The sequence below is a fragment of the Paraburkholderia sp. GAS348 genome (assembly GCF_050434205.1).
Lineage (GTDB): Bacteria > Pseudomonadota > Gammaproteobacteria > Burkholderiales > Burkholderiaceae > Paraburkholderia.
Map to the genome: position 1 here is coordinate 333,717 of NZ_JBNPVT010000005.1, position 26,002 is coordinate 359,718.

Annotated in this window: 21 protein-coding genes; 7 read left to right on the forward strand and 14 right to left on the reverse strand. The window is 61.0% G+C overall.

Features of this window, described 5'->3' with window-relative positions:
- The first annotated feature begins 239 nt into the window (after positions 1 to 239).
- Positions 240 to 767: an inorganic diphosphatase gene (ppa, locus tag P3T22_RS11880; protein WP_063495107.1), complete on the forward strand. Its 528-nt coding sequence runs from the start codon at positions 240 to 242 to the stop codon at positions 765 to 767.
- 297 nt (positions 768 to 1,064) lie between these two features.
- Positions 1,065 to 3,170, forward strand: a complete 2,106-nt coding sequence (locus P3T22_RS11885) for an FUSC family protein (protein ID WP_429325055.1) — start codon at positions 1,065 to 1,067, stop codon at positions 3,168 to 3,170.
- Between the two features lie 331 nt (positions 3,171 to 3,501).
- On the opposite strand, the gene P3T22_RS11890 is transcribed toward P3T22_RS11885, so the two are convergent.
- The 7 genes from P3T22_RS11890 to P3T22_RS11920 all read right to left on the reverse strand — a co-directional run bounded on the left by P3T22_RS11890 (position 3,502) and on the right by P3T22_RS11920 (position 12,311).
- Positions 3,502 to 3,792, reverse strand: coding sequence for a PAAR domain-containing protein (locus tag P3T22_RS11890; protein WP_429325056.1), 291 nt, complete (start codon positions 3,790 to 3,792; stop codon positions 3,502 to 3,504).
- Between the two features lie 40 nt (positions 3,793 to 3,832).
- Positions 3,833 to 4,273 (reverse strand): hypothetical protein, encoded by a 441-nt coding sequence (locus P3T22_RS11895; RefSeq protein WP_063495110.1) that lies wholly within the window; start codon positions 4,271 to 4,273, stop codon positions 3,833 to 3,835.
- A 426-nt stretch (positions 4,274 to 4,699) separates the two neighbouring features.
- On the reverse strand, positions 4,700 to 5,548 hold the full coding sequence (locus tag P3T22_RS11900) for a lysozyme inhibitor LprI family protein (protein ID WP_429325057.1): 849 nt from the start codon (positions 5,546 to 5,548) through the stop codon (positions 4,700 to 4,702).
- A gap of 27 nt (positions 5,549 to 5,575) precedes the next feature.
- The gene (locus tag P3T22_RS11905) at positions 5,576 to 8,164 is read right to left on the reverse strand and encodes a glycoside hydrolase family protein (RefSeq protein ID WP_236720892.1); all 2,589 of its coding nucleotides are present in this window, start codon (positions 8,162 to 8,164) and stop codon (positions 5,576 to 5,578) included.
- Between the two features lie 166 nt (positions 8,165 to 8,330).
- On the reverse strand, positions 8,331 to 10,634 hold the full coding sequence (locus P3T22_RS11910) for a type VI secretion system Vgr family protein (RefSeq protein ID WP_429325058.1): 2,304 nt from the start codon (positions 10,632 to 10,634) through the stop codon (positions 8,331 to 8,333).
- A 171-nt stretch (positions 10,635 to 10,805) separates the two neighbouring features.
- Positions 10,806 to 11,132: a GIY-YIG nuclease family protein gene (locus tag P3T22_RS11915; protein WP_063495115.1), complete on the reverse strand. Its 327-nt coding sequence runs from the start codon at positions 11,130 to 11,132 to the stop codon at positions 10,806 to 10,808.
- 9 nt (positions 11,133 to 11,141) lie between these two features.
- Positions 11,142 to 12,311, reverse strand: a complete 1,170-nt coding sequence (locus P3T22_RS11920) for a GNAT family N-acetyltransferase (RefSeq protein ID WP_063495116.1) — start codon at positions 12,309 to 12,311, stop codon at positions 11,142 to 11,144.
- Positions 12,312 to 12,445: 134 nt separating this feature from the next.
- Between P3T22_RS11920 and P3T22_RS11925 the strand changes: the two genes are divergently transcribed.
- Positions 12,446 to 14,134 (forward strand): NAD+ synthase, encoded by a 1,689-nt coding sequence (locus P3T22_RS11925; RefSeq protein WP_429325059.1) that lies wholly within the window; start codon positions 12,446 to 12,448, stop codon positions 14,132 to 14,134.
- A gap of 169 nt (positions 14,135 to 14,303) precedes the next feature.
- Entirely contained in the window at positions 14,304 to 14,642 is a 339-nt protein-coding gene (glnK, locus tag P3T22_RS11930; RefSeq protein ID WP_006048444.1) for a P-II family nitrogen regulator, read from the forward strand.
- A 266-nt stretch (positions 14,643 to 14,908) separates the two neighbouring features.
- Here glnK and P3T22_RS11935 read toward each other — a convergent pair whose 3' ends face one another.
- The 4 genes from P3T22_RS11935 to P3T22_RS11950 form a co-directional block, all read right to left on the reverse strand.
- Positions 14,909 to 16,063 (reverse strand): porin, encoded by a 1,155-nt coding sequence (locus P3T22_RS11935; RefSeq protein WP_063495118.1) that lies wholly within the window; start codon positions 16,061 to 16,063, stop codon positions 14,909 to 14,911.
- Between the two features lie 589 nt (positions 16,064 to 16,652).
- Positions 16,653 to 17,432: an ABC transporter ATP-binding protein gene (locus P3T22_RS11940; RefSeq protein WP_429325060.1), complete on the reverse strand. Its 780-nt coding sequence runs from the start codon at positions 17,430 to 17,432 to the stop codon at positions 16,653 to 16,655.
- A 49-nt stretch (positions 17,433 to 17,481) separates the two neighbouring features.
- Positions 17,482 to 18,195 carry an ABC transporter permease gene (locus P3T22_RS11945; RefSeq protein WP_063495120.1) on the reverse strand — a complete coding sequence of 238 codons (714 nt, stop codon included), beginning with the start codon at positions 18,193 to 18,195 and terminating at the stop codon, positions 17,482 to 17,484.
- The gene (locus tag P3T22_RS11950) at positions 18,192 to 18,881 is read right to left on the reverse strand and encodes an ABC transporter permease (RefSeq protein ID WP_063495121.1); all 690 of its coding nucleotides are present in this window, start codon (positions 18,879 to 18,881) and stop codon (positions 18,192 to 18,194) included. The genes P3T22_RS11945 and P3T22_RS11950 overlap by 4 nt, the downstream gene beginning before the upstream one ends.
- A 658-nt stretch (positions 18,882 to 19,539) precedes the next feature.
- Here P3T22_RS11950 and P3T22_RS11955 point away from each other — a divergent pair.
- A complete protein-coding gene (locus P3T22_RS11955) occupies positions 19,540 to 20,250 on the forward strand; it encodes a pirin family protein (RefSeq protein ID WP_063495123.1) in 711 nt (236 codons plus the stop codon).
- Positions 20,251 to 20,450: 200 nt separating this feature from the next.
- Here P3T22_RS11955 and P3T22_RS11960 read toward each other — a convergent pair whose 3' ends face one another.
- Positions 20,451 to 20,978, reverse strand: coding sequence for a periplasmic heavy metal sensor (locus tag P3T22_RS11960; RefSeq protein ID WP_429325061.1), 528 nt, complete (start codon positions 20,976 to 20,978; stop codon positions 20,451 to 20,453).
- Between the two features lie 219 nt (positions 20,979 to 21,197).
- Here P3T22_RS11960 and P3T22_RS11965 point away from each other — a divergent pair, with 219 nt between their 5' ends.
- Both P3T22_RS11965 and P3T22_RS11970 read left to right on the forward strand, forming a co-directional pair.
- Positions 21,198 to 21,923, forward strand: a complete 726-nt coding sequence (locus P3T22_RS11965) for a response regulator (protein ID WP_054035058.1) — start codon at positions 21,198 to 21,200, stop codon at positions 21,921 to 21,923.
- A complete protein-coding gene (locus tag P3T22_RS11970) occupies positions 21,907 to 23,223 on the forward strand; it encodes an ATP-binding protein (RefSeq protein WP_063495125.1) in 1,317 nt (438 codons plus the stop codon). The genes P3T22_RS11965 and P3T22_RS11970 overlap by 17 nt, the downstream gene beginning before the upstream one ends.
- 33 nt (positions 23,224 to 23,256) lie before the next feature.
- Here the strand turns inward: P3T22_RS11970 and P3T22_RS11975 are convergent, their stop codons facing one another.
- Positions 23,257 to 23,523 (reverse strand): hypothetical protein, encoded by a 267-nt coding sequence (locus tag P3T22_RS11975; RefSeq protein ID WP_063495126.1) that lies wholly within the window; start codon positions 23,521 to 23,523, stop codon positions 23,257 to 23,259.
- Positions 23,524 to 23,681: 158 nt separating this feature from the next.
- Positions 23,682 to 25,373, reverse strand: a complete 1,692-nt coding sequence (locus P3T22_RS11980; protein WP_429325062.1) for a sensor domain-containing diguanylate cyclase — start codon at positions 25,371 to 25,373, stop codon at positions 23,682 to 23,684.
- Positions 25,374 to 26,002 lie beyond the last annotated feature (629 nt).

Genomic DNA, 26,002 nt, shown 5'->3' on the forward strand with positions numbered 1-26,002 from the left:
CCACGCCGAGATTCAAGCCGAGGTTCAGATACGCGGTGTTCACAAACGAGAGGCACAATCGAGCGACGCCAGACGATTATCGCGCCGATCCAACCAGAGGTGCCATCGGCCGATTGGCTATAATGTCGCATTACGCATTGTCCGGCCGCAGCGCCTCGTCCTGGCGAGATTCACGATTCACGCCCCTCGAGTTCGCGCCGCACGCCGTGTTCCGAATTCCATCTGATCAGAGAGCGCTCATGAGCTTCAATCACGTCCCCGCAGGCAAAGACCTTCCGCAAGATTTCAACGTCATCATCGAAATCCCGGCGCAAAGCGATCCGGTGAAGTACGAGGCTGACAAGGAAACGGGCCTGCTCCACGTCGACCGTTTCATCGGCACGGGCATGCGCTATCCGGCGAATTACGGCTACATTCCGCAAACGCTGTCGGGCGACGGCGACCCGGTCGACGTGCTGGTGATCACGCCGTTCCCGCTGCTGGCTGGCTCGGTGGTCCGCGCCCGCGCCCTCGGCATGCTGCAAATGACTGACGAATCGGGCGTCGACGCCAAGCTGGTCGCCGTCGCGCACGACAAGGTCTGCCCGATGACCGCTGATCTCAAGTCGATCGACGACGTTCCGGCGTACCTGAAAGACCAGATCAAGCATTTCTTCGAGCAATACAAGGCGCTGGAGAAGGGCAAGTGGGTGAAGGTCGAAGGCTGGGCGGGCATTGAAGCCGCTCACAAGGAAATCAGCGAAGGCGTGGCGAACTACAAGAAGTAAGCTGCGTGACACCGGTGGTTGATAAAAAACCGCGCGAGCCTGCAAGGGCCGCGCGGTTTTTTCATGGGCGGTTTTTTCGGAGATTCCACGCTCTGTTCAATGCATAGCGCCGGCGACATGCCCGTCTAGCCCGCCATTCCAGCTCATAGACACAGCGCATCGACTGGATGAACCGAAGGCATTTTTATATCTCAGTGTTAACCCTTATCATTCGCCGGCCGTAGCGGGTTTCTGCCGTCGGCGTATTAATGCGCTGAGGCAGCGCCAACGTGCGTTTTTTGGGAGCCCACCGTCCGGATGCTGAATCGCAAGTCCAACCCTTCGTCGCCGCGCGGGTCGAGCCGCCTGGTTGCGAGCCTGTATGCGCTCGTCACCGCGATCTACCGCGGCCGGCCGGTATGGATGGTGTCGTTTTCGACAAGCGAGGCCAATCTGTCGGAAGGGCTGAGAGCCGCCTGTGCGTCCACCGCCATGCTGGTGCTAGGCAATCTGCTGCACGACCCAGCCTTCGCATGGGCTGCGATCGGCGCTTTCTGGACCTGTCTCGCAGACGCGGCCGGCTCGAATCGCACACGCTTCGCCTCGATGATGGGCTTTGCGCTTCTGTCGACCGTGTGCGGTGGCGTGACCGCCTTCGCGTCAGGCGAGGGGACGGTATTCGCTGCGCTCGCCATGCTGGCATTCACGACGTTCGGCGCGTTCGGCAGGATCTGGGGCGCCGCGACATCGCAGGTGACGATTCTCGCGGCGACCGCTTGCGTCGTGATGGTCGACCGGCCGATGCACGACCTTCGGGGAGGCATGGCGTTTCTCGGCATCTACCTGGCCGGATGCCTGTTTGCCGTCGTGCTGAGCTTGACCGTCTGGCGCATTCATCCGTTCGGCACGAGCCGCGCTTCGCTGCGTGCGGTGTATGTGCGGCTGGCCGACATCGCATTCGACAGCGCGCGCCTGCTCGAACAGCGCGCGGCCCCTCGCCAGTGGGCGACGCATGCCGCGAAATTTCGCGCCGATGCGCGGGCAACGCTTGAGCGCTCGCGCCAGGCGCTTGCGAACGTGCCTGGCTCAAGAATGGCCGGCCGGGAAACCTACGACAATCTCCTCGCCCTGCTGACCGAAAGTGAGGCGCTCTTTGCGTACCTGATTGCGGTCACCGGCGCCTGCGAAAAAAACCCGGACGACGCACGCCGCGCCAGACGTACGGTTCGACTGCTGACCGGGATGGGCGAGGTCCTGCGCAGAATCGGCGCGGCCACCAACGAAGCGCAATGGAACCGTCTCGCCGACCTGCAACGCCGTTTGCGGCGCCTCGCGACGCGGCTCGAATCCGCGCTGATGGAACCGGTGGCGCTCAAGTCCGACTTCGAACTGGTCGATTTCGCGCCGGCGTATGTCCAACCGTTGGGGTGGTCGGACCATGCGGCCGGACTGCTGACGCGGACGTGGTCGACCCTCAAGGCGAACCTCTCGGGCCAGTCGGTCGGCTTGCGCCACGCCGCTCGCGTGGGCGTGACGACGACGGCGGGCTTTCTGGTCATACGGGCGCTTGGGCTTCCCTTCGGCTACTGGGCAACCATGGCGACGCTGCTGATTCTGCAGCCGTCCATTGCCGCGACCTGGCCAAGAAGTATCGAGCGCGCTGCCGGAAGCATCGTCGGGGGCGTGCTGGCGGCGGGCATCGGCTATGCGATTCATTCGCCGCTCGGCATTTCATTGGCGGTCTTTCCGCTGGTGGTGGCCACGATGGCACTGCGTCCCGTCAGCTACAGCCTCTTCGTTCTGTTCCTGACGCCGACCTTTGTGCTCGTGGCCGACTTCGCGACGCCAGGCGCCAGCGAATTCGCCTACGCGGTGACGCGGCTCGGCAACAATGTGCTTGGCTGTGTGTTGGCGTTGCTGGCCACGTTCTATCTATGGCCGACGCGGGAAAGAGTCGACTATCGCGCCTATCTGAGCGAGGCGGTGCGGGCCAATCTCGCGTATCTGAGGGCGGCACTGGAGTCGCCGGACCGAAGCGAGAAGGAGATGGAACGCTTGCGCCGAGCCGCTGGCCTCGGCAGCAATAACGCTGAGGAGGCAATCGGCCGCATTCGACTCGAAAAGCTCGAGGACTCGATGGTCGACACGGTGATGCTGACGGTGTTGAGCGTGTTGCGGAAAATGGCGGGAACCGCGACTCAACTGCGCTTGAGTACAAACCGGCGCTGCATGCACGATGACCTTGGCGCGTGGCTTGCGGCCGCGAGTGCCGACATCGAGGCGGCATTGAATCGAACCCTGCGGCCGATCCGGCGCGATCTGCCTGCGCGAGACAGGCTCTCGTCACTGGAGGCGGATGCGGTGGGGGAAATTGCGCTATTGCATCGACTGCTGACTGAGCGGATGCGGGAGGCTAGGGGGTAGGCGGAGCGGGCAAGCGTGAATGGTGGGAATGTCGCCGCCTACGGTCATCGCCGAAACGGGAAGACTTAGACAATAAATCTCCAGACACTGAACCTTGACAGCGCGCAATTGGTGGCGCAGCTGCGCAGGATTGCAGAATGCGCCAGGTCGAATCTTGAACTTGAACTGGATCATATCCGGGATATCTGCGACGCGTTCCTTCCGCAGTGCGAGGCTTATGCTGTCGCCGAAGACAAGATCGAACCCTGTACCTTGGGGCCGTCCACGACGACGCTGCACGAATGGCGACGGCGACTACCTCACCGCTGTCCGCACGCTTCTACGGAATTGGCTAGGTGCGGATGTCCGACCGCTTCTGTGAAGCGATCAGCAACGGCTTTGGGTCACATTCGCACACGCACCAGTCCCAACTCAACGCCGACTTGCGTCCGTCCGGCCCACGGTCCGGCGGGCGCTCACCCACGCCAAGAATCCAGCCAGTTGTCTCGCATTCCGGACACCATACGGGATCACCTTCATACGCTACCGCGCGGCCATCCATCATGTCAGCCCGCGATTTCGGGCAGACCGTTCCCCCCGCCGTGGTCGTATCGCCCTCAAGAATATCGAAACGCTGAGCCATCATTGTTCTCCTGAGAATATGAAAACGAGAAGCCCTGACATCAATCCTCAGTCTCCCGTTTGAGGGTCAATGCCACGTCTGTGCATCCCGCGACGACATGGCCGTTCTTGGCTGATACGTGAAGCCCGTCGAACTCGCAGTCAAGTAGCCGTCCGCTGGCGTCGAGCGAGTAGCACAGCATTCCGCCATTTCGGAATCGCACGACGTGCGATACGGTTTCATAAACCTTGTTGATTTGGTGTGCTGTCACGTAGGCGATGTCGGCAATCGTGATCGATGATACGGTGCAAATTCTGCCCCGTGGCCGTCCATCCTTGTCGACTGTGAATTCACTGCCATCCGTTTGCCGGATGGTGATGCCGTTCTCGTCCTGCCGGGCCTCCGTACCATCGGGCATAACGTGGACGCGTGGTGTTTCGTGGGGCTTGAGAGCGCCGTCCCACTTCAGCGCCACAGTGCGCTTGCGCTTGAAAAACTTCATCACCATTCCTTGAAATCATGCCTGCGAGCGGTCATCGTCAGGCTCCGAATACGGTACGAAATGCCACTGCTGGAACTCGGGATCGAACAAGGCAACTTGTTTGCAGCCCATCGCGTCCCGTGGCAATCGCTCAATTGAGCCGAGGGTACGCTCGGCAACCTGATATAGGCGCTGACTATTCCAGTTCAAAACCTCCCTGTGCGTCTCCTGCCACGCGAATAGACCGGCAAGCTCGCGAGTCCGCGAATACTCCGCCAGGACAATCGGGTCCACGTCGAACGTCAACGGGCCGCGCACCCAGTGGTGCGTCAACCTGCAAACCCTGCCGAGCCTGCCCGGGGGGCGCAGGAGAATACTCCCGCCAATCGAAGGCCATCCGATGTGGACTCGCAACGATTTCATGGTTCGCCACCGAATTTAATTTCATCAAGTTCGACTCTGATCGACAAGGAACTGAAGTCGAAATTTCATCAGGCTCAAGATGCATTTTTTGTCAGAGTTGCATGTATTTCGTTTTTTTATCCATTTGTGCTGATCGTCTGCGATAATTTTCTCGTTTTCACCTGCATCCTGCGTCTGATTGAGAAGTCGCATGTATGCGTCACTGATACTTCTATCGAAGCCACTTAGTTCGCGTGAGCTACATATTTCTCGCTCTGTGCTATTGCTTGCCTTTGCGCAATCGAATGATGCTTTTTCCGGTGCGTCTTTTGTGATTTTGTTTAGCAACAAAACTGTTTCGTCGCGCCACCGCAAATACAATCTGTCGTCAGAGGTAAAAGCCATCCATGCCCCCCGTATTGCCAATTTCCCCAGTTCGGGATATGAAACACCTAAGTCCCCTTGCCACAAATCTTTTCCGCAACTTAGGCTAAATACTCTAACCGGCTTTTTCGCATCAGTAATTAACCTGTAGTCGCTAACCGGATTTGCATTCTCGTGCGGCGGGTAATCATATCCGCCGATGCTGCGAAGCATGGCGTCTCGAAACGTAGTGTCAATTGATCTTATTGATGGTTTTTTGCAGTCGTCATAAAAATCATATGTATTGTTTTCTACGACTTTATTTTTAAAATTAAATATGCGCCATCTTAGTCTGGGGTCATTCCACGCATATTGCGAAGTCCGACCAGAGGCTGTATTGGTGTGGACCTCCTGCACTTGCCACTGGCCAATTAACTCTTTCGGCAGTGTCTCCGCGAAAGCGTGCGTTGACCCTGCCGAGGGCATGCACGTCAGGAAAATTAGCAACCATCGGGACAGGCGATTATTCATATAAATTTCGAAAAAATTGTTTGAATATTACTGACGGGGCGGGAGCGGGTCGCCGTGAAATTCGTATCTGCCTGTGGTGTACAGAGTAACCTCGTCGGCCCGCCTTTTTACAAGTCCATCGAATGCGACGCCGCCCGATGTAGTGTATTTTTTTATGTTATTCATTGCTTGCTCAATGTTTATGTGATTTATAAAATTTGTTACGCTCGCCCATCCTCCACCCGGGTTGTAGGCGTAACTAACGAGCGCATCGAATTCATGTTTCAGAAGGTCGATTTTTATTGCTTTGATGACCATTTTTTCGTAAGCAGGTACGGTTTTCCTGAGCAGATCAACCTGTTTTTCATCGCTAAGATTGACAAGGCCGAGGTTTTTCTTGCAGAAATCGAGCGCGGCGTGCCCGCTAAGTCCAGCAGCGGCAGAGATTGCGTGTGCTGCCGCATCATTCACGCCAATAGACTTCATATCACTAACGATACTCTCGGCCGAACGCGCTTTCATGTCATAACCGGCACCTAAGGTTACCCCGCTGTTACCGCCAGGCCAGTGAAGTCTATTGGTGACCCCAGCAAGTGCCTCTTGTTTAAATATGAAAAAAATCCCGTCTTCGGAGATTGACTTCGCGCTTCCTGCCGACATGAAATTCGCGGTCAGTGCAATCGGATGAATATGCAGCACCGTTGCGCTGGCAGGAAAACCTGCAATCTTGCCCTTCACCGCGTTCCACCATTGCAGCTTGCGGATGCGCTGCAATTCGACCAGCCAATTGTCCTTTGCGTTTCGCATCAGCGGCGTAATTGCGTCCCATCGCGACATGTCACCGCCCCATTCGCTTTCGTAGCGCAGGATCACGTGCGATAGCGCCTGCGCGAGCCATGGTGTGCGCATTGCGGCCTGCATGGCCGTGGCCGTGACCTTGCCAGCAGGATTCTCCTGTTTGGGCTTGCTACCGGCGCCGTAGCCCGGAGGGGGAGCCAGCTTTGAAATCGTCTGTTCTAGTTTCTGCAACAACGGACTGCCATTGACTGCCGTGATCGATGGCGCGAATTCCTTCTGTTCCTTCCAGTCCGCCACACCGGTGAGGACCAAGTTGCGCCTGAAGGCATCCGCGAGATCGATACCGGTGGCGTCGACCCTCTCAAAGCCAGGCCATGCCCACGGACTTTGCCACTGTGTACCGGGATGATCCCTTTCGCGGACCCAGCCCGTAGCTGTGTGTCCGTCTGCATTGCCAAACTTCACACGCCACCATTGTGTCTTGCCGTCGTCAACAGCCTTGTCCCGTGCGCTCAATCCGTCGAGTTGACTGCGCGGATACACCAGCATAAATGCGTTTGCCGGGTCGGCCACCTTTTGCAGGCTAAGCGGGAACTGGCTCCAGGCTGGTGTTGTGGCCGTTGCGGTTGCGAGCTTCTCGCGCTCAATCCATACAGGTGGCCCCCCGGGCATAAGCAGGGCCGTGGTCGAGTCGTTATATCGCGGTTGCACCTTAACCCAGGGACCGCTTGCCGGACTGTCCGGTGTCACATCAGCCCGATACAGGGGATGCCAGTCGCACAACTTGCAATCCGCCGGAGGGATGTCTTTCACCAGTTTTGCACCCACATTTATCACCAGAAGTGTCCGCTGATCGACGGGTAGGTGCGCCGACCGCGCGCGGCTTTTGTCCAGAAACGCGCTGAAACCATCGTCGGCGAATACTTCAAGATGCAAAAGCTGGCGCTTCGGCGCAGGTGGCAGCGGCGTCGCGCGCTCGTAATCGTGATACTCACCGATCTGGCCGAGCGACGTTCCGGCTTTGACGAATGCTGGCTTCGGGGGAATCACCACCAGCCCTACCGGGTCCGGTTCCTTGATCCCGTGCAGGTTCGGCTTGTACAGCCAGCCCCAGTCGTCTTTAGGCGTGACTTTCGCGCTATCGGCTTCACTTTTCCACGGCACATTCTGGTCTTCCCATCCGAAATAGCCGCCATTGACCGGGCTGATCATATGACCCGCGGTGATGGTCTTGATGCGTACCCACTGGCCGCGCGTCTCGCTGATGATGACCTCGCTGCCTTCAGGCAAGAAGCCGACCTGTTCGCCCGCCGTGAAGCTTCCGGCCTTCTTACCCGCCTTCGGCTCCGTCCAGACAAGCGCGCCAGCCGCCCCGGTCGTGCCTCCCTCGGGCGGGGCCATCTGATGATCCCTGTTTTGAACGCGGAACGCGTTAACATCCAGCCACCACCACGGGCGCTTCAGCTTCTCATCGGCCAGATAGTTCGCCCAGTCCGCCGTGTGCATGTAGAGACTGTAGATATCTTGTGACTCGTCAGCTGGCTGTACGCCCGTGCTGTTGGGCGCGGGTGGCAGCGTCAGCGTATGGCGTACCAGCACGAACCCGGTCGAATACATGGCCCACTTGCCGTCCTTGAATTGAAGGTGCGGATAGGCGTCATCGATCTTGTAGGCGACGATATATCCGTCAGCGATGCAACGCACGCCGTCCTTTGTCTCGAACATACCGACGCTGTTGTTCAGGTGGATACCACCGTGCGGAAACCCATTGACCCCCAGCGGGAAAAAGCCGTCTTCCATTCCGGCCAGTGCCTGATAGAAGGTCTGCGGGCTGGTCACTTCCTTGTTGTCCCTGTCTGGAAATGGATAGCGCCACGTCAGCGGGGAGGTCTCTGGGGTTGGCGCGGAGGCCGATGCTGGTTCTGGGTGCGGATGAGCTTGTGGGGGCATGCTTGTCAGGTGTGGTAGTGGTAATGGTCGGTAAGTCGGGTTCGACGCAACGCCGTCAGCCGGAAAATCGTGAACCGTGAGCGCCCGTATCCGGCAGATCGGTCGTCCACGGGACCCCTTCTTTGACCATTGCCGAATCCGGGGTGTCCTTCTGAAACGACACCGCCTTTTCGATCCATTCGCCAGGTGTGGCGTTAGTGATGTTGCTGGGGGTGATACGGACGTATGAACCGCCCGCGCCAATCCAGACCTCATCTTTTGCCGAGAGGATGAGCTTGCCGTTCGAGCTGGTTATCTTGATATCCTTCAGGGCCGCCATATCAAGCTCGTCGCTTTGCGCCTGGATCTGGACCTTGCCGCGCGCCGCAAACAGCTTGATGCCGAGGGTATGCGCGAACAGCGACAGCGCGCTTTCGGCCGCCATGACGATGCTCTTCAGGGCGCTCACGTTGAAGCATGAGCCTGTCGTCACATTCACATCCTTACCCGCTGCAACCGACACGCGATCTGCCGTCGCAACAGCGATGCCCTTCGGCGAGGACAGCAGCATGACGGCCTCCTTCAGCTCGTTCACGCTGTTCTTCAGCCATTCGTTTTCGGCCTTCAGATCGGCAATCTCGGCCTTTGCCGTGTTCGCCAGGTCGGCCAGCCCCTGCGCCTTTACCTGTAGTGCCTGAAACTGCTGCATGGCTTCCACCATGTCCGTCTGCTTGCCGCCTGCCTGCGGCTGTATATCGCTGCAAAGCATCAGGCCGCCACCAGCACGCACTGCACCCTGGGCATCGGTGCGCAGTTCGAAGCCGCTGCCGCGATGCTCACGCTTGCCGTTGACGATATACCCCAAGGTCAACTGGCTTTTGCCCGAATGCCGGGTGGAAAACTTGGCGTGTTCCTGACTTTCCCAGTCTTCAAACTGGAGCTTGTTGTCGCCCTGCGTGTGAATGACGTTGCGAGACATCCAACGGTCCTGATTGGTAATCAGGTCAAGCTGCTGGCTGTTGTGATGGAACGCAGCGATGTAAGGCTTATTCGGATCGCCGTCCCGGAATTCGATGATGGCTTCCGTCCCTTCGACGGCAGGGAAGTGGAAGCCTGTTTGCAGGCCGCCCGCGAACGGTTTCGCGAGGCGTAGCGGCACGCTCTCGCCACCGGCAGGCCATTCGCCAAAATCGCAGTCGAAGCGCACCACGTAATAGCCCTGCTGCGTCAGGTACGCGTACTTGTACTGGCCCGGCGACGTGACGCGGGCGCTCAGTGAACCGATAATTTTCGGCCACGTGTCATCGTCGATCTTCAGGCGAAAGCGCCGCCCAGAGGGGATCGCCTGGTAGGTGTTGCGATAGGGTTTGTCACGCGCGCCAGTGTGGGTGACTTCGATCATGACGTGGCCGTCTGGCGCGTCAGGCAACTGCGCATCGGTGCGCAGAATCCGGCCGACACACAAGCTGTGAACGTTGCTTTCACCTTCGTACACGACCTGCCATGCAATTGCCGCCTCGTGACGTAACTGCGCTTCCCATCGCGCGCCGTCAGCGTCCACATGATGCGTACCGTAGATATACGGCTCGCCGAATGTCGTCGTGTCCTTGCGGGCGACATTGGCCTCTGCCTTGAGGCGCTCCCACGCCTGATCGGGGTTGTAGTCGGCTACAACGAACGACTCGGGCACCAGCTCGGCATGCGAGCGCAGCGCGAACACGGACTCGGCGTCCGTCGCCAGCCCCGACATTGGCCTGTATGGCGCAGTCAGGGGGGGCTGGTAGATGTAGTGGTCGATGTCGTCTCCAAACACGACGACATCCCCGTGCTCGCCTGGCACGATGTAGCTGTAGATGCCCTCTTGCTGCATCAGAATATTGATGAAGCGCCAGTCACCCGTCTGATACTGGAACCGGAACGGATGCTGAGGATATTGGCGACGCAGCTTGAATGTGAACTGATGGCCCGCGAGGCCATTGCGCCGCAAGATCGATTCGATAATCTCGGGCGCGCTCTGGTGCTGATAGGTCTGCGTGGTGCGCAGGGTGAGGCAGGCGATATGCGGTTCGACAACGATCTCATAGGTGCTGCAATCGTTCGTCGTCTGCACGTGCGAAAAGCGTGTCACGCGCCCCCAGAATACGCGTGGCTCGCCGCCGTCTTCAGGCGCGAGCTTGAACTTTGCCTCATGTCCGAGGATAACGTCTCGTTTCAGTTTCTCCGGATGGGTCGCGACGATATCGATCCAGTACGGCTGTCCCATCTTTTCGAGAGCGCTGAACGAAACGACCGAAATATCCTTGACCTGTTCATCTCCCAGCACTTCGAGGAAATAGTGCTGACCTCGGCGGGCTATGCCATGCCCGTTTGGGTTCTCCATTTTTTGCGTCTCCCACTTATATATCGCGACAGATCAACGTCTGCCGAGAATGCATAGGGAGGCATCACGCGCGCAATCGGACTTGTCTGAAACTGCGGGTAGCGAAAAACGGGCGGAGGGGATCTGAAACAGGCGGCGCGCTTTAGATGCCGTGCCATTGGGGGTAGGCCGTCAGGAGGCGCCGGCTGCGTCTTCCGTTTCCTCGGCGGCAACCGGCTCGGGCTCGGCCAAGGGCAGCACCGATTCGAGCGTACGGAGTCCCGCGGCCAGTGCACGCTTGTCGGAGGGCTGCAAACGTTTGACCCAATACTCCGCGCGCGACGCACTGGACCTGTCCGCCAACTCAAACGACGCCAGCACCTGCACCGGCTTGCGCGAACGCGTATAGCGCGCGCCCGTGCCGCTCAGGTGTTTGTCGAAGCGCGCCTGCACGTCGGTAGCAATGCCGGTATAGACGCTGCCGTCCGAGCATTCGAGCAGATACAGAAACCACGCCATGGGTACGCGTCAACCTTTGAACGGATTGTGTTCGCGCAGCTCGTCCACATACGCGTGGATGCTGTTCTTTTCGTTGTCGAGAAAGTGGCCGACCGCATCGGCGAAGGCCGGATGCGCGAGCCAATGCGCCGAGCGCGTCACCGTCGGCAAAAAACCGCGCGCCATCTTGTGCTCGCCCTGGGCGCCGCCTTCGAACGCCCCGAGCTTTTCTTCGATGCAGAATTCGAGCGGCTGGTAGTACGCCGTTTCGAAGTGCAGGCAGGGCACATGTTCGAGCGCGCCCCAGTAGCGGCCGTACAAGGTGCCGCCGGTTTTCTCATCGCGTTGATACACCACGAGCGAGCTGGCGATCGGCTTGCCTTCGTATTCGGCGATCACCAGCAGCAGATTTTCCGGCATCGACGCGCCGATCATCCGGAAGAAATCGAGGTTCAGATACGGACTCGAAAAGTGTTCGCGATAGGTTTGCCGGTAACACTTGCTGAAGAATCGCCAGTCGGCGTCCTGGATATCTTCGCCGCGAATCCGGCGCATCGTCACGCCGGCTTCCTGGACCTTGCGACGCTCGGCGCGGATGTTCTTGCGTTTCTTCTGTTCGAGCGTGGAGAGGAAATCGTCGAAGTCGCGATAGCCGTCGTTCAGCCAGTGGAATTGCACGCCTTCGCGTTGCATCATACCCATGTCGGTCAGCGCGGCGCCTTCCGTTTCGGTCGGAAACAGCACGTGCAGCGACGATACGTCGGCTTGCTCGGCGAACGCCATCAGCGTTGCCGCCAGATGTCTGAGCGCATGCGTATCCGCCGACAACAGCCGGTTGCCTTGCACCGGTGTGAACGGCACCGCGCACAGCAGCTTCGGGTAATACGGCAGGCCGTTGCGTTTGTACGCATCGGCCCAGGCCCAGTCGAAGACGTATTCGCCGTACGAGTGCCCTTTCAGATACACGGGCGCGGCCGCCGCGAGCTTGCCGGTGCGCGGATCCGTGAGCGTGACGAATTGCGGCGCCCAGCCGGTATCGGCGACCGCGCATCGGGTCGCGGAGAGCGCGCTCAAGAACTCGTGCCGCAGAAACGGCGTGGGCTGTGTCTGCTGCGCAAGGAGGGCATTCCATTCGGCGGCGTCCACCTCGGAGGGCGACGCCAGAATGCCCGTGCGATAATCAAAGCGTTCCTGGTTCAATCTGTGTGACTGTTTCCAATGAGCGGCGCGGCGCGTTTAAGCGGTGCGTCGTTCGTTTATCCGATTTGTCCGTTGCCGTCGAGCTAACCAGCCGCGGTACTCGCAAGCCACCTGGCTTGTCTGTCGATCCTGCCATGAAGACCCGAATCGCTCTTGCTCAAATCAATGTCACCGTCGGCGATTTCGCCGGCAACGTCGCGAAGATTGTCGCTGCCGCACGCGCCGCGCACAACGATGGTGCGAAGCTGCTGATCGCGCCTGAACTCGCGCTATCCGGCTATCCCCCCGAAGATCTGTTGCTGCGTCCCGCGTTCTACACCGCGAGTGCGGCGGCGCTCGCCGATCTGGCCACGCAACTGAAGCCCTTCACCGGCTTGCATGTGATCGTCGGCCACCCGCTGCGCGATACGGCAAACGGCCATGGTAATGCAAACGCGCCGATCGAGCGCGGCGTGCCGCCGGTCGATACCTTCAACGCCGCCTCGCTGATCGTGGACGGGGAGGTGGCCGGCACCTATCGCAAGCAGGATTTGCCGAATACCGAGGTGTTCGACGAGAAACGCTACTTCGCTTCCGACCCGCAGCCGTTCGTGTTCGAACTGGACGGCGTGAAGTACGGCGTGGTGATTTGCGAGGACGCGTGGCATGCGTCGGCTGCGCAAATGGCGAAGGCGGCGGGCGCGCAAGTGCTGCTGATTCCGAACGGCTCGCCGTATCACCTGAACAAGGAAGCAGTGCGCTTCGACATTCTGCGCGCGCGGATTCGCGAGACCGGGTTGCCGATGGTCTACGTGAACATGGTCGGCGCGCAGGACGAACTGGTGTTCGACGGCGGTTCGTTCGTGCTCGATGAAAACGGCGAACTGGTCGCGAAGATGGCCCAGTTCGAAGAAGGCAACGCGATTGTCGAGTTCGATGGCGGCAAACCGCTGCCTGCCGCGATCGCACCCGAACTCTCGCTCGAAGCGCAGGTGTACGCCGCGCTCGTGATGGGCGTGCGCGACTACATCAATAAGAACGGTTTCCCGGGCGCGCTGATCGGCCTCTCGGGCGGCGTGGATTCGGCGCTGGTGCTGGCCGTCGCAGTCGACGCGCTGGGCGCCGACCGCGTGCGCGCGGTGATGATGCCGTCGCGCTACACCGCGGACATTTCCACCACCGACGCCGCCGATATGGCCCGCCGCGTCGGCGTGCGCTACGACGAAATCGCGATCGCGCCGATGTTCGACGCGTTCCGCGGCTCGCTCGCCGATGAGTTCGCCGGCCGCGCCGAAGACGCCACCGAAGAAAACATTCAGGCTCGCATTCGCGGCACCTTGCTGATGGCGCTGTCGAACAAGTTCGGTTCGATCGTGCTGACCACCGGCAACAAGAGCGAGATGGCGGTGGGTTACTGCACGTTATACGGCGACATGGCCGGCGGCTTCGCGGTGATCAAGGACATCGCCAAGACGCTGGTCTACAAGCTGTGCCATTACCGCAACCAGGCGACCACCTTCGGCAAGCAGGACGTGATCCCCGAGCGGATTCTGACGCGCGCGCCGTCGGCGGAACTGCGCGAGAACCAGACCGATCAGGACAGCTTGCCGCCGTACGAAGTGCTCGACGCGATCATGCGCATGTACATGGAAGAGGACCGCTCGCTTGCCGAAATCATCGCGGCGGGCTACGCGGTCGACGACGTGAAACGCGTTACGCGCCTCATCAAGATCAACGAGTACAAACGCCGTCAGGCGCCGATCGGCATTCGCGTCACGCATCGCGCGTTCGGCCGCGACTGGCGCTATCCGATTACGTCGCGCTACACCGAGCCGGTTCAGTGAGAAGCGAACGGTTGCTGCGGATTTACCCCGTAGCAGACCGGAAGCGCGCGCCGGATCGCCGGACCGCCGGACCGCCGGACCGCCGGACCGCCGCAACGCATCCGGCGCAGCGTAGAATAAAAATCATCGATGCCCCTTTCAACCTTCCAATCACGAGATGAGGTCCGCCATGAAGCGCATCACTGCAGTCATCAAACCGTTCAAACTTGACGAAGTGCGCGAGGCGCTCGCTGAAGTCGGCCTTACTGGGCTGACCGTAACCGAAGTCAAGGGTTTTGGCCGGCAAAAAGGCCACACCGAGCTCTACCGTGGTGCAGAGTATGTGGTCGATTTTCTGCCTAAAGTGAAGATCGAAGTGGTGGTCGCGGACAACCAGTGCGATCAGGTGATCGACGCGATCATCGGCGCGGCGCGCACCGGCAAGATCGGCGACGGCAAGATTTTCGTCGCGGACGTGGAGCGTGTGATCCGGATTCGCACGGGTGAGGAGAACGAAGCGGCCGTTTGAGCAGTTCGACTCGCACTGTTAAAACACGGCGTTAAAGCGGCGGTATAGGCTTTCGCGCAACGCGCGCACCGATCCGGTGCGCCTGGGCAGTGGCAAAACCGCGCGCCCCAACAAAAAACGGTGCGATACCCTTTCGGACATCGCACCGATACGCGCCTCTCGCAGCAGCGTGAAAAAGACTCTCGTGAAGAACTTGTGACTACGCCCCGAAGGAAGTCCCCTTGGGGGGCGCCCCGAAGGAAGTCCCTTTGGGGGACACCGTTCGATTAGAACGAGTGTTGAATACCTGCGTACACGCCCGACTGCTGGTGACCCGGCAGCGGGTTGTCCGTTGCGGCGGACGTACCGGCGTTGTCAGCATTCAGGCCGAAGTTAGCATTCTTGCTGTTACGTGCCGTAGCGAGCTGGATATCCAGCAGCGTGCGCTTGGACAGGTTGTACGAACCGCCAATCGTGTAGATCGTTGCATTGCCCGCGCCATTGTTGCCGTTGACGTGGTACACCGCTGCGATCAGTGCTGCAGCCGGCGTTGCTTGCCACGTTACGCCGCCCCATTCGTGATCGAGGGTGGTCGGCTGGCCCGGCAGAACGCCCGTAGCACTTGCCGAACGGATCGCCTGGTAAGCGGCCTGAACCTTGAACTGGCCGAGGAACACATTCACGAGAGCCGAGTATTCGCGCGATGCCGCGAACACGCCGGTGGCGATGTTAGCCGCATTGGCCGGAGTGGCGGCAGCCGGACCGTACAGAACACCGTTGGCCGGGTTGCGAATTTCGTCGTACAGACCGCGAATCTGGAACAGCGAGCTTGTGTAGGTGATCTGTGCGCCGGCTTCACGACCCTGACCATTCGGGTTGTTACCGTTCCAGTTCGTCGCGTTCGACAGGGCGTATTGACCGTAGAAGTCAAAGCCTGCGATCTTCGGCGACTGGTATGCGAAGTTATTGCTCGATTGCGGCCAGTTGCGGCCACGCACCAGCGACGCCGACGACCAGTTCGATTGACCGAACGGGTCGAAGTCCCACACGCCGTTCGAGATGAAGAGCATGCGGCCCATCGTGAACGTACCGTACTGGTCGTTCGCCAAACCGACCGTTGCCCAGCGATTGAAGAGACCGCCGCCGCTAGGGCCCGCACCCGTCATGGTATTGAAGGAGCCTTCCAGCTGGAACAGGACCTTGTTGCCGCCGCCGATGTCCTCAACGCCCTTCATGCCCCACAGGCTGGTACCCCAGTCGCCGCTTTCTGCTTTGAAACGGTTGGTGCTGCTCGTTGCCTGACCGTTTGCACCGACGCCTTGCGGAACGCCCGACATGTATTCAAGGCCAGCGTCAAGGCGGCCATACAGCGTCACGCTGCTTTGGGCGTGCGCAACTACACCGGCTGTCATCAGCGCAGCGGCGAGCAAAGCTTTCTTCATCTTCTCCTCCATACCCTGTCAAAAGTGAAACCCAGTACTGCGAATGGTGTTCGGACACAAGCGCGCCGGACAGAAATCAGTACCAGGGAGATTAGCGGGTGGATTGGGTCCCCTGCCGTGACGGATAGCCTCAGTGGGCTATTCTTCGCGCCATGCCGATCCCTCGCCGACCGGTTCTCCTCTGTTGCTTTGAAGTGAAACTACTTTTAATGAACTTTGTTTTGCTACTTTGGTTACTAATTTATCAAAAATACCCTGGAGTGGGAGAAGAAATTAGGTCCGGCCTAGGCCGGTGTCTCCAAATTGCAATACGAATGTGTGCAGGGAATTGTTGCAACGTCCACGAAAAGGCGGGAAACCCTTATGCCGCAAGGGAATCACGGATTGGGACGAACAACGTTAAGGATTGCCACTATTGACGCTTCAAATGCGGCAGAGTAGGCGGGAGGAGGGTGTGCAGGCCAGGTTCGGGCCCATTTTTGAGGCCAGAACGGCCGGAATGTGCAGGTAAGCGAAGTAAAAAAGGCGCTCGTAAGCGCCTTGTAATGCTATTTTGACTACAGCCCAAACAGCGGGCTGTACGACAGTCTTATTTGAGGCTGCCGGAGAGGAACTGCTTGAGCCGTTCGCTCCTCGTATTCCTGAAGACTTCGTCCGGGTGGCCTTCTTCTTCGACGCGGCCTTGATGCAGGAACATCACGTGATTCGACACGTTGCGCGCGAACGCCATTTCATGAGTGACGACGATCATCGTGCGGCCTTCTTCGGCCAGCGTCTGCATGACCTTGAGCACTTCGCCGACCAGCTCGGGATCGAGCGCGGAAGTCGGTTCGTCGAACAGCATCACGTCCGGATGCATGGCCAGCGCGCGCGCGATCGCCACGCGTTGCTGCTGACCGCCCGACAGATGCGACGGGTACTGCTTCTCGAGACGAGGCGCGAGGCCCACTTTCTCGAGATACTCGCGCGCCCGCTCTTCGGCCTCCTTGCGCTTCAGACCCAGCACGTTGAGCGGCGCCTCGATGATGTTCTCGAGCACGTTCATATGCGACCACAGGTTGAAGTGCTGGAACACCATCGACAGCTTGGTGCGCACGCGCTGCAACTGCTTCGGGTCGGACACGCGCAGCGCGCCGGCCTTGCCGGTCTGCGTGCGGACTTCTTCACCGTCGACAAAGATGCGCCCGGCGTTTGGCTGCTCGAGGAAGTTGATGCAGCGGAGCATCGTGCTCTTGCCTGAACCCGACGAGCCGATCACGCTGATCACATCGCCGGCGTTGGCTTTCAGCGACACGCCCTTGAGGACTTCGTTGTCGCCGTACTGTTTGTGAAGCTCGTCGACGAAGAGCTTTTGCTTCTTGGTGTTCATCGGGATCCTTGGCGGGCTTGCTTGCCTGGAGGCACAGTGCCCTTCTTGGTTACTTGCCTTGCGGCCGCAGGTAAGCGAGCCAGCGGCGCTCGGCGCGGCGGAACAGCCACACGAGCGCAAACGAAATCGACAGATAGAGCAGGGCGGCGAGGCCGAACGCATTGAACGACTGGTACGTGGCCGAGTTCACGTCGCGCGCGATCTTGAGAATGTCCGGCACGGTCGCGGTGAACGCGACGGTGGTGGCGTGCAGCATCAGGATCACTTCGTTGCTGTAGTACGGCAACGCGCGGCGCAGCGCCGACGGCAGAATCACTCGCCGGTACAACGTGAACGACGACATGCCATACGCGCGCGCCGCTTCGATCTCGCCATACGGCGTGGCCTTGATCGCGCCCGCGAAAATCTCGGTGGTGTACGCGCAGGTGTTCAGCGTGAACGCGAGCAGCGTGCAATGCATGCCGTCGCGGAAGAACGCGTTGGTCAGATCGTGGTTGCGGATGATTTCGAGGCTGTACAAGCCGGTGTAGCAGAGCAGCAGCTGAACGTAGAGCGGCGTGCCGCGAAAGATATATGTATACAGCCACACCAGACTGGCGAGCCATTTCTTCTTCGACACGCGCGCGACCGCAAGGGGGATCGACAGGCAGAAGCCGAGCCCGATCGACACCACCAGCAGCCACAGCGTGATCACGACGCCGGTGAGGCGGTAGCCGTCGCTATAAAGATAGTTGCGCCAGTATTCCTGAATGATCTCGATCATAGATCCGCCTTTCGCACGCCGGTCGAGTAACGCTTTTCGAGGTACATCAGCACGAAGTTGGACACTGTGGTGATGACGAGATAGATCGCCCCTGCAAGCAGGGTGAAGAAGAAGAACCGCAACGTGCCCTTGCCCGCATCCTGCGAGGCCTTGACCACATCCGCGAGACCGATGATCGACACCAGCGCTGTGGCCTTGACCATCACCTGCCAGTTGTTGCCGATGCCAGGCAGCGCGAAGCGCATCATCTGCGGGAACATCACCCGCGAGAACACCTGCCAGCCGGTCATGCCGTAGGCCGCGCCCGCTTCGAGCTGGCCGCGCGGCACGGCGAGAAACGCGCCGCGGAAGGTCTCGGTGAAGTACGCGCCGTAGATGAAGCCCAGCACGGCGACGCCGGCCACGAACGGGTCGATGTCGATCTGGTCCCAGCCGAGCAGGTCGGTCAGGTTATTCAGCCAGATCTGGATGCTGTAGAACAGCAGCAGCATCAGCACCAGGTCGGGCACGCCGCGCACGAGCGTCGTGTAGACGGTGCCGACACCATAGGAGAAGCGGTTCTTCGACAGTTTCGCCGCCGCGCCGAGCAGGCCCAGCACGAAAGCGAACGCCAGCGACAACACCGCCAGTTTGACGGTTTGCCAGGTGCCGTTTAGAAGCAGCGGGCCGTAGCCTTGAAGGAACATATGGGTCCTTGACGATGCGTTTGCGACGCACCGCGAAAGACGCGGCCAGCTCTGCACCGCGTTTGCTGCGAGCCTGGGCTCGCCGTTTCCTGCGGCGCACAGCGCACCGCTGTGCAAATCATGACTGCACGACCGTTACCGGTCTTGCAGCGCGCTTGTCGACTCTGGTTTTGAATCGGGGTTGATGCTGCTTTTGATGCTATTGCCGACTGTATTACGAAGCCTCGGGAAAGCCCATGCGGGCGAGCCCCGAGTTTCGCGGGTGCTGCGTGTTGCTGATTGCCTGACCGGCCGCTGGGCTGGAGGCCCGCTCAGTGACCAACTCAGTGACCAACTCAGTGACCTGTGCCGCGTATGGGTTTTGCTTCGGTCCCGCTTTGGTTCCGCCGATGTCTTTTGGGCGTATCAAGCGGATTTGGCGAAGGGCCGAAACCCGCCGCCGTCTTATCGCGAGCCCGGCCGCCGGCGCGCCTTCCGCGCCCACGCATCTCGAAAAGGGCGGTATTTTACCCGAACAGGGGCGGCGCGCCAGTGCGGGACGCGGCCGGCGCACGATTGCACGGATTTATGAAACGATCCGGTGCGCCGTCGCCGATTGTTTAGCGGGCTTCGCGCCCCTACATTCTGTGCATCGCCATTTACTCACAGGGAGACCCCCATGATCGAGATTCGCCGTTCCGATGAACGCGGCCACGCCAATCACGGCTGGCTCGACTCGTATCACAGCTTCTCGTTTGCCGACTACCGCGACCCGCAACACGTGCATTTCGGACCGCTGCGGGTGATCAACGAAGACCGCATCGCCGGCGGCCAGGGCTTCGGCACGCACGGCCATCGGGACATGGAAATCGTTACCTATGTGCTCGAAGGCGCGCTCGCGCACCGCGACAGCATGGGCAACGGCTCGACCATCCGTCCCGGCGACGTGCAACGCATGAGCGCCGGCACGGGCGTGCAGCACAGCGAGTTCAATGCCTCGCAGGACGAACCGGCGCACCTGTTGCAGATCTGGGTGATCCCGCAACGCGCGGGCGACCAGCCCGGCTACGAGGAAAAACGCTTCGACGATGCTGACAAGCGCGGGCGTCTGCGCGTGGTCGCCTCGCCCGACGGCCGGGACGGTTCCGTCACGATTCATGCGGATGCCTCGATCTACGCGGCGCTGATCGACGGCGCGGAACAGGCTGCGTTCGCGTTGCCGAAAGGCCGGCTGGCGTATGTGCACGTGGCGCGCGGAGCGCTGACTGTGAATGGCGAAGCGCTCCAGGCCGGCGACGCCGCCAAGCTCAGCGAGACCGATACGGTGACGCTCGAAAAGGGCGAGAACGCCGAAGTGCTGCTGTTCGATCTCGGCCTGCTCAATGGGTAAGTGCGGATAGGCGCGGTAAGCGCCGATCACCGGACGTTCATTCATCGCCCGATGGTCGAGGGTTGCTGGTTGCAAGCGCAACGAGTGCCCAGCCTGAAGCGTGAGTTGCACGCAAACAAAAACGCCACGGAAGGTTTCCCGTGGCGTTTTTGCATTCGGACGACGGCCGCGCGAGCCGCCTTCCGCCTGCATGGTACCGCTTACTGATTCGCAGCCGGCGCCGACGCTGCGCCTTTGCGATGTTCCCAGCGCTCGTGCATCTTCTCGTGACGCGCTTCCATCTTCGCAAAACGCTGCTTCAGCGCCGTGCTGACGGTGGTCTTCTGCTGGTCGTTCAAGCCGTTATAGAACTTGAGCCACGCATCCGTGGTTTGCTGACGCAGTTGCGCGTCTTTTTGCTCGACTTGCTGGTGCGCGGCAGCCATGGCGTTCAGATCCAGGATCGGCTGCTGCTGCGCGGCCTTCATCTGGTTCTTGATCTGTTCATGGTTGGCGCGCATGGCCTCATGGTTCTGCTTCATGGTGTCGAGTGCGGCCTGCCATTGCTTTTCCTGATCCGCGTTCAGCTTCAACTGGTCATGCAGCTGCGTCAGTTCCTTCATGAAGTGGCCATGCCAGCCGCCGGGGCCGCCGTGATCGGCGGGTTGGGCTGCATAGGCAGCGCCCGCACCGATGGCGAGGGCAGTGGCGGCAACGGCGAGAACGCGCGACATTTTTTTGGTGGACATGTAAGACTCCCTGTAATGGAATAGCCGACGATGCAACCGGTAATGTGGACGGCCTGCATTCGGTAAGTCACAGCGTAGAGAACTGCGGCCGGCGCTGTGTTACGTGGCTTGATGCGGCTATTACGAGTCATTACGTACACCTTTCACGGTAACACCCGGTAACCCTTGCGGGCCGTCTGAAATCGAAAACCCTTCCTGCTGCGCGTTAAACTTCATCCCATGGCTACTCAAATACTGGTTGTCGACGACGACGTCGAATTACGCGATCTGCTGCGCGACTATCTGGCCCGTCAGGGCATCGAAGTCTCGGTGCTGCACGACGCGGGCACGCTCGAGCGCAGGCTCGAACGCGAGCGTCCGGATCTGATCGTGCTCGATCTGATGATGCCGGGCGTAGACGGGCTGACCGCGCTGCGCAAGCTGCGCGCGTCGGGCGACGACATCCCTGTGATCATGCTTACCGCACGTGCTGACGACGTCGACCGCATCGTCGGGCTGGAGCTCGGCGCAGACGACTATCTCGGCAAGCCGTTCAACCCGCGCGAGCTGTTGGCGCGCGTGCAGGCGGTGCTGCGGCGGCGCCGCACGCTGCCGTCGGCGGCTGCGCCGGAACAGCGCGAGCCGTTCAACTTCGGGCGCTTCACGCTGGATTTCCAGTCGCGCACGCTGCATCTCGAAGACAAGCCGCTCACGCTGTCGGGCAGCGAATTCGCGCTTCTGAAGATTTTCGTCAACCACCCCATGCGCACGCTCACCCGTGAGCGCCTGCTCGAACTGCTGCATGGCCCGGAATACGACGGCACCGACCGCGGCATTGACGTCCAGGTGTGGCGTCTGCGTCGCATTCTCGAAACCGATCCGTCCACGCCGCGCTTCATTCAAACGGTGCGCGGGCGCGGCTACGTGTTCGTGCCGGATGGCGAACAGCATGCGCCGGCCCATTGATTCGCTGTTCGGGCGTCTGGCGCTGCTAGTTATTGCGGTGCTGCTGCTGTCGCATTTCGCGTGGTACGCGCTCATGCGGCTCGAGCGCAGCCAGCTGCAAACGCGCTACGCAGTCGAGGAAGCCACCTTCCTCGTCGAAGCGGTGCGCCAGCACGTCGCCCGCACGCCGGATCAGCCCTTGCCGTCGCGCGTCAGGCTGGTCGATCCGGCGAGCTCCGACGTGCCGCCGGATAGCACCACTCTGCCGGCGCCGCTCCAACGTTTCACCGATGACGTGCGCGATCGCATGCCTGCCGGCACGCAGGTGCGGATCGGCCCGCCAAGCCGTCCGCCCACGCTGTGGGTGCGCGGCACCGCCGATCGCAGCTGGATCGTGGTGCCGGTGCAGCAATTGCGCACGCCCCGTTCGCTCGACCGTACGGTGCTGTGGCTCGCGATCATTTTCTCGTTCGCGGTGATGGCGGCGCTCTTTGCCGCGTGGGCGCTGCAGCAGCCGTTGCGCTCGCTTGCCCAGGCGGTGGCGCGCTTCGGCCGTGGCTTGCCGGTGCCGCCGGTGCCCGAGCGCGGTCCGCGCGAGTTGCGGCAGTTGACGCACGGCTTCAACCAGATGGTTCAGGAGGTGGCGCGCACGGAAAACGACCGGGCCGTCATGCTGGCCGGTGTCGCGCACGATCTGAAAACGCCGCTGGCACGCTTGCGGCTGCGCGCTGAAATGATGGAAGAAGTGAAAATGCGTGACGGCGTCGTGCGCGACGTCGATTCGATGACGCATATCGTCGAACAGTTCCTGGTGTTCGCACACGACGGCGCGGATCGCAGCGAAGCGGTCGAAGTGGACGCGCAATGCGAACGTGTGGTCCGCAGTTATCGTGCGGTCGCTGCCGGTGCGCCCACGGTGCGGACCGAACTCAATGCGGGGCCGGGTTTCCTGCTGCCCGCGGCGACGCTCGACCGGATCCTGTCGAACCTGTTGGACAACGCACATGCCTACGGCGCGCCGCCGGTCGTCGTCGCTACGGCGCGCACGGCGCAAGGTTTCACGCTTTCGGTGGGCGACAACGGCAGCGGTATCGCCGCGCAGGACCTCATCAATGCCAGCCGGCCGTTCGTCCGGCTCGACCCGGCGCGCGGCGGCAACGGTCATAGCGGGCTGGGGCTCGCGATCGTCGAGCGTCTGGTGCGGCGTGCGGGCGGGGAGTGGGAGATCGGCAACCACGGCGGCCGTGGCTTGCGGGTCTTGATGAGCTTTCCGTTCGAAGTGGTGCCGCGGACCATGGCAGCCTCGGAAAGCGTCTGGTAGGTTGAGCGGGGCAAGGGCGCGACGATCTTTGCGCTAGTCTGAAAACAGTGTGTTCAACGCATTCGCCGCGTCACTATCAACCGTATTCCACGTTACCGTTTCGGCTTCGAAGATGTAGTGTGTGGTGTACTTGCCGAGACGCGCGAATATTTCTTCCTGAATCAGTTCCGGCGCGACCTCCAGTTTCAGATACCAGGCGGTCGAGGACAAGCGCGTCTGGAACGCGCCATATTCGGCCAGCAAATGGTCGAACGCGTCAGCATCCTGATCGCGACAGACAATGACCAGATTTCCCTTCATGCGAATCTCCCGTTAAAGCGGTAGCGGCAACCTCAATGTCAGGGATGATGATACCTGCTTCATTACAGGACGCCCGAGGCCGGGGCTTGCTTTGCGTCAGCCGCGACGCTCGTCGGGGTGTTGACGGCGCAGCGGACGGGATGGATTTTCGGGCGCCGTCACCAGGCGTTGGCCACCGTCCGCGCGGGCGGCGCGGTATCGTCGGGCGGAAGTGCTTCGGTGCGGTCGCGGCCGCCCGACTTCGCGGCGTAAAGCGCCATGTCGGCGCGGCTCATGATGCGCTCGGGCAGATCGTCGGCGGAGAGTTCGGTGATGCCGATGCTCACGCTCAGGCCCACCGAAGCCGGCAGCCTCGGCGAAGGAATCGCCTTTAGACGCAGCCGCAAGCGTTCGACAACTTCGCGCCCGGCCGCCAGATTCGTGGCCGGCAGCAGCAGGCCGAACTCTTCGCCGCCTAGCCGGCCGATCGCATCGGTGCCGCGCAACTCGGCCCGGCAGGTGTCGACGAAATGTTCGAGCGCGCGGTCGCCGGCGGCGTGGCCGAAGCGGTCGTTGATCTGCTTGAAGTGGTCGAGGTCGGCGATCGCCATGCACAGCGGCTCATTGCCCGCATGCGCACGTTCGATCTCGTGGCGCAGCAGGTCGAGGAAGTAGCGCCGCGACAGCGCGCCGGTCAACGCATCGTGGCGCGCCTCGGCTGAGAGCAGGGTGTTGGCCGATTGCAATTGCTCTGCAAGATCGCGCGTGGCGCGATGGTGGCGCCGCTCGCGCACGTACGACACGGTGATCACCCACGCGAGCGCGACCGTGCCGGCCAGCGTCAGAAACACCAGCAGATGGTCGCGCTTGTGATTGCGCAGCAATTCGGGCCACGCCGCGAGCGGATCGACCAGATGCGCCGACAGCCCCGAATTCAGACCGCTGCGTGCCTGATACAGCGACGGCGCCGGCTGCGCGCTCATGCCGAACAGCTGGCCGGCGACGGTTGCAGGCACCCAGGGCGCCTGTGCGCGCACCTGCGTGTCGACCTGAATCCGGATGTCGGGGAGGATTTCGCGGCGATAGGTGGTCATGCGCTCGTCGGCGCTCATCTGGGTGACGCGCGAGTTTGGCAGCGCCCGGCCTTCAAGTTCGCTTTTGTGCGCCATGATGATGACGCCGTTCTCGTCGGCGACGAAGGTGCCGGCATGCGCGACCCAGTGGCGCAGCCGCGCGATCCCCACCTTGGCCACCACCACCCCGACCAGCAGGCCGTCGGCGTAAACCGGCGCCGCGATGAAGATGCCCGGCTCGCCGCTCAGGCGGCCGACGCCATAGGCTTCCGAAAACGCGCCGAGCAGGGCATTCGTCAGGTAGCCGCGCGTGCGCATGTCGACGCCGACGAAGGAGCGTTCCGCGGCGAGCGGGTTATTGATGGCGCTGCTCGATGCGACGCAGATGCCGTTCGCATTGACGAGCCAGATCTGGTCGAGCCCGGAGAAGCCTTGTGCGTCATGCAGGAAATTGCCGACGGCGAGCATCTGCGGGTCTTTTAACAACGCGGCGTGCAAGGCGGGTTCCGCCGCTTCGCCGTTCGCGGCATAATTCTGGGATTGCACCAGCGCGTGCTGGACCACGTCCATTTCGGCCATGGTTGCGGGGATGGCTCGAGACATCGCAAGGTCGCTGGCGATCACTTCCGCCATGTTGTCGACGATCGACGTGGACATTTGCCGCTGCGTGCGCAGGGCCGCGTCCAGCTCTTGCTGTACCATCCGGTCCGCGACCATGCCGGCCACAAACCAGCAAACCAGCACGATCAGCACGAAGCTGATCGGTCCGGTTGCCTGGCGCAAGGTTGTCCTGTTCATCGACCCTCTGATCCGTCTGGCTGTGACATGCAACTAGCTCATTGGTGGCTGCGCGCTGGCGCGGTTTCGCCCCGTGTTTCGCCTTTATGGAGGCGGCTGGCGATACGCCCTCGGTGTGGGCCGCGCTGTGGCCCGGCATAACCGCACATGGCGTGTCGCCTGTTGATTTTAACCGTCATGGGGCCTGACGCCACCGTTATTGCGGGAATGCGAAGTCCATCTGCTTCGCCCATCAGGTCTTTAACGGCAGCGCGTCAGCTTTCTGAATGGCTATACGGGTTTTCCTGGCCGTGCCGTTGCCGCGGCGTACGCTGCAATTTGCTGCTATTTGGTGTGAAAGGTTGTGCCTGAAACATAGGATGGTGTAGTGTCGTGCCGTCCAAAACAAGGAATGCCCGCCAGCCTTCGGGCGGCGCCCGCGGCGACAGGAGCCCGGCTTGACGGTTGTGGTCCCGGGCGGCTGCCCACGGCCATGTCCGTCGCCGGTCCACGTGTCTCCAACGCTAACGATTTACCGCGCACTTGCGTTTTGTCATGCCTGATTTCCGCTTTCCGGACCGATCTTCAGATTGCCGCGTTAAAGCCGCGGCCTTCTTTGTGCATTTGAACACCTGTAACAGCGGGGAGCG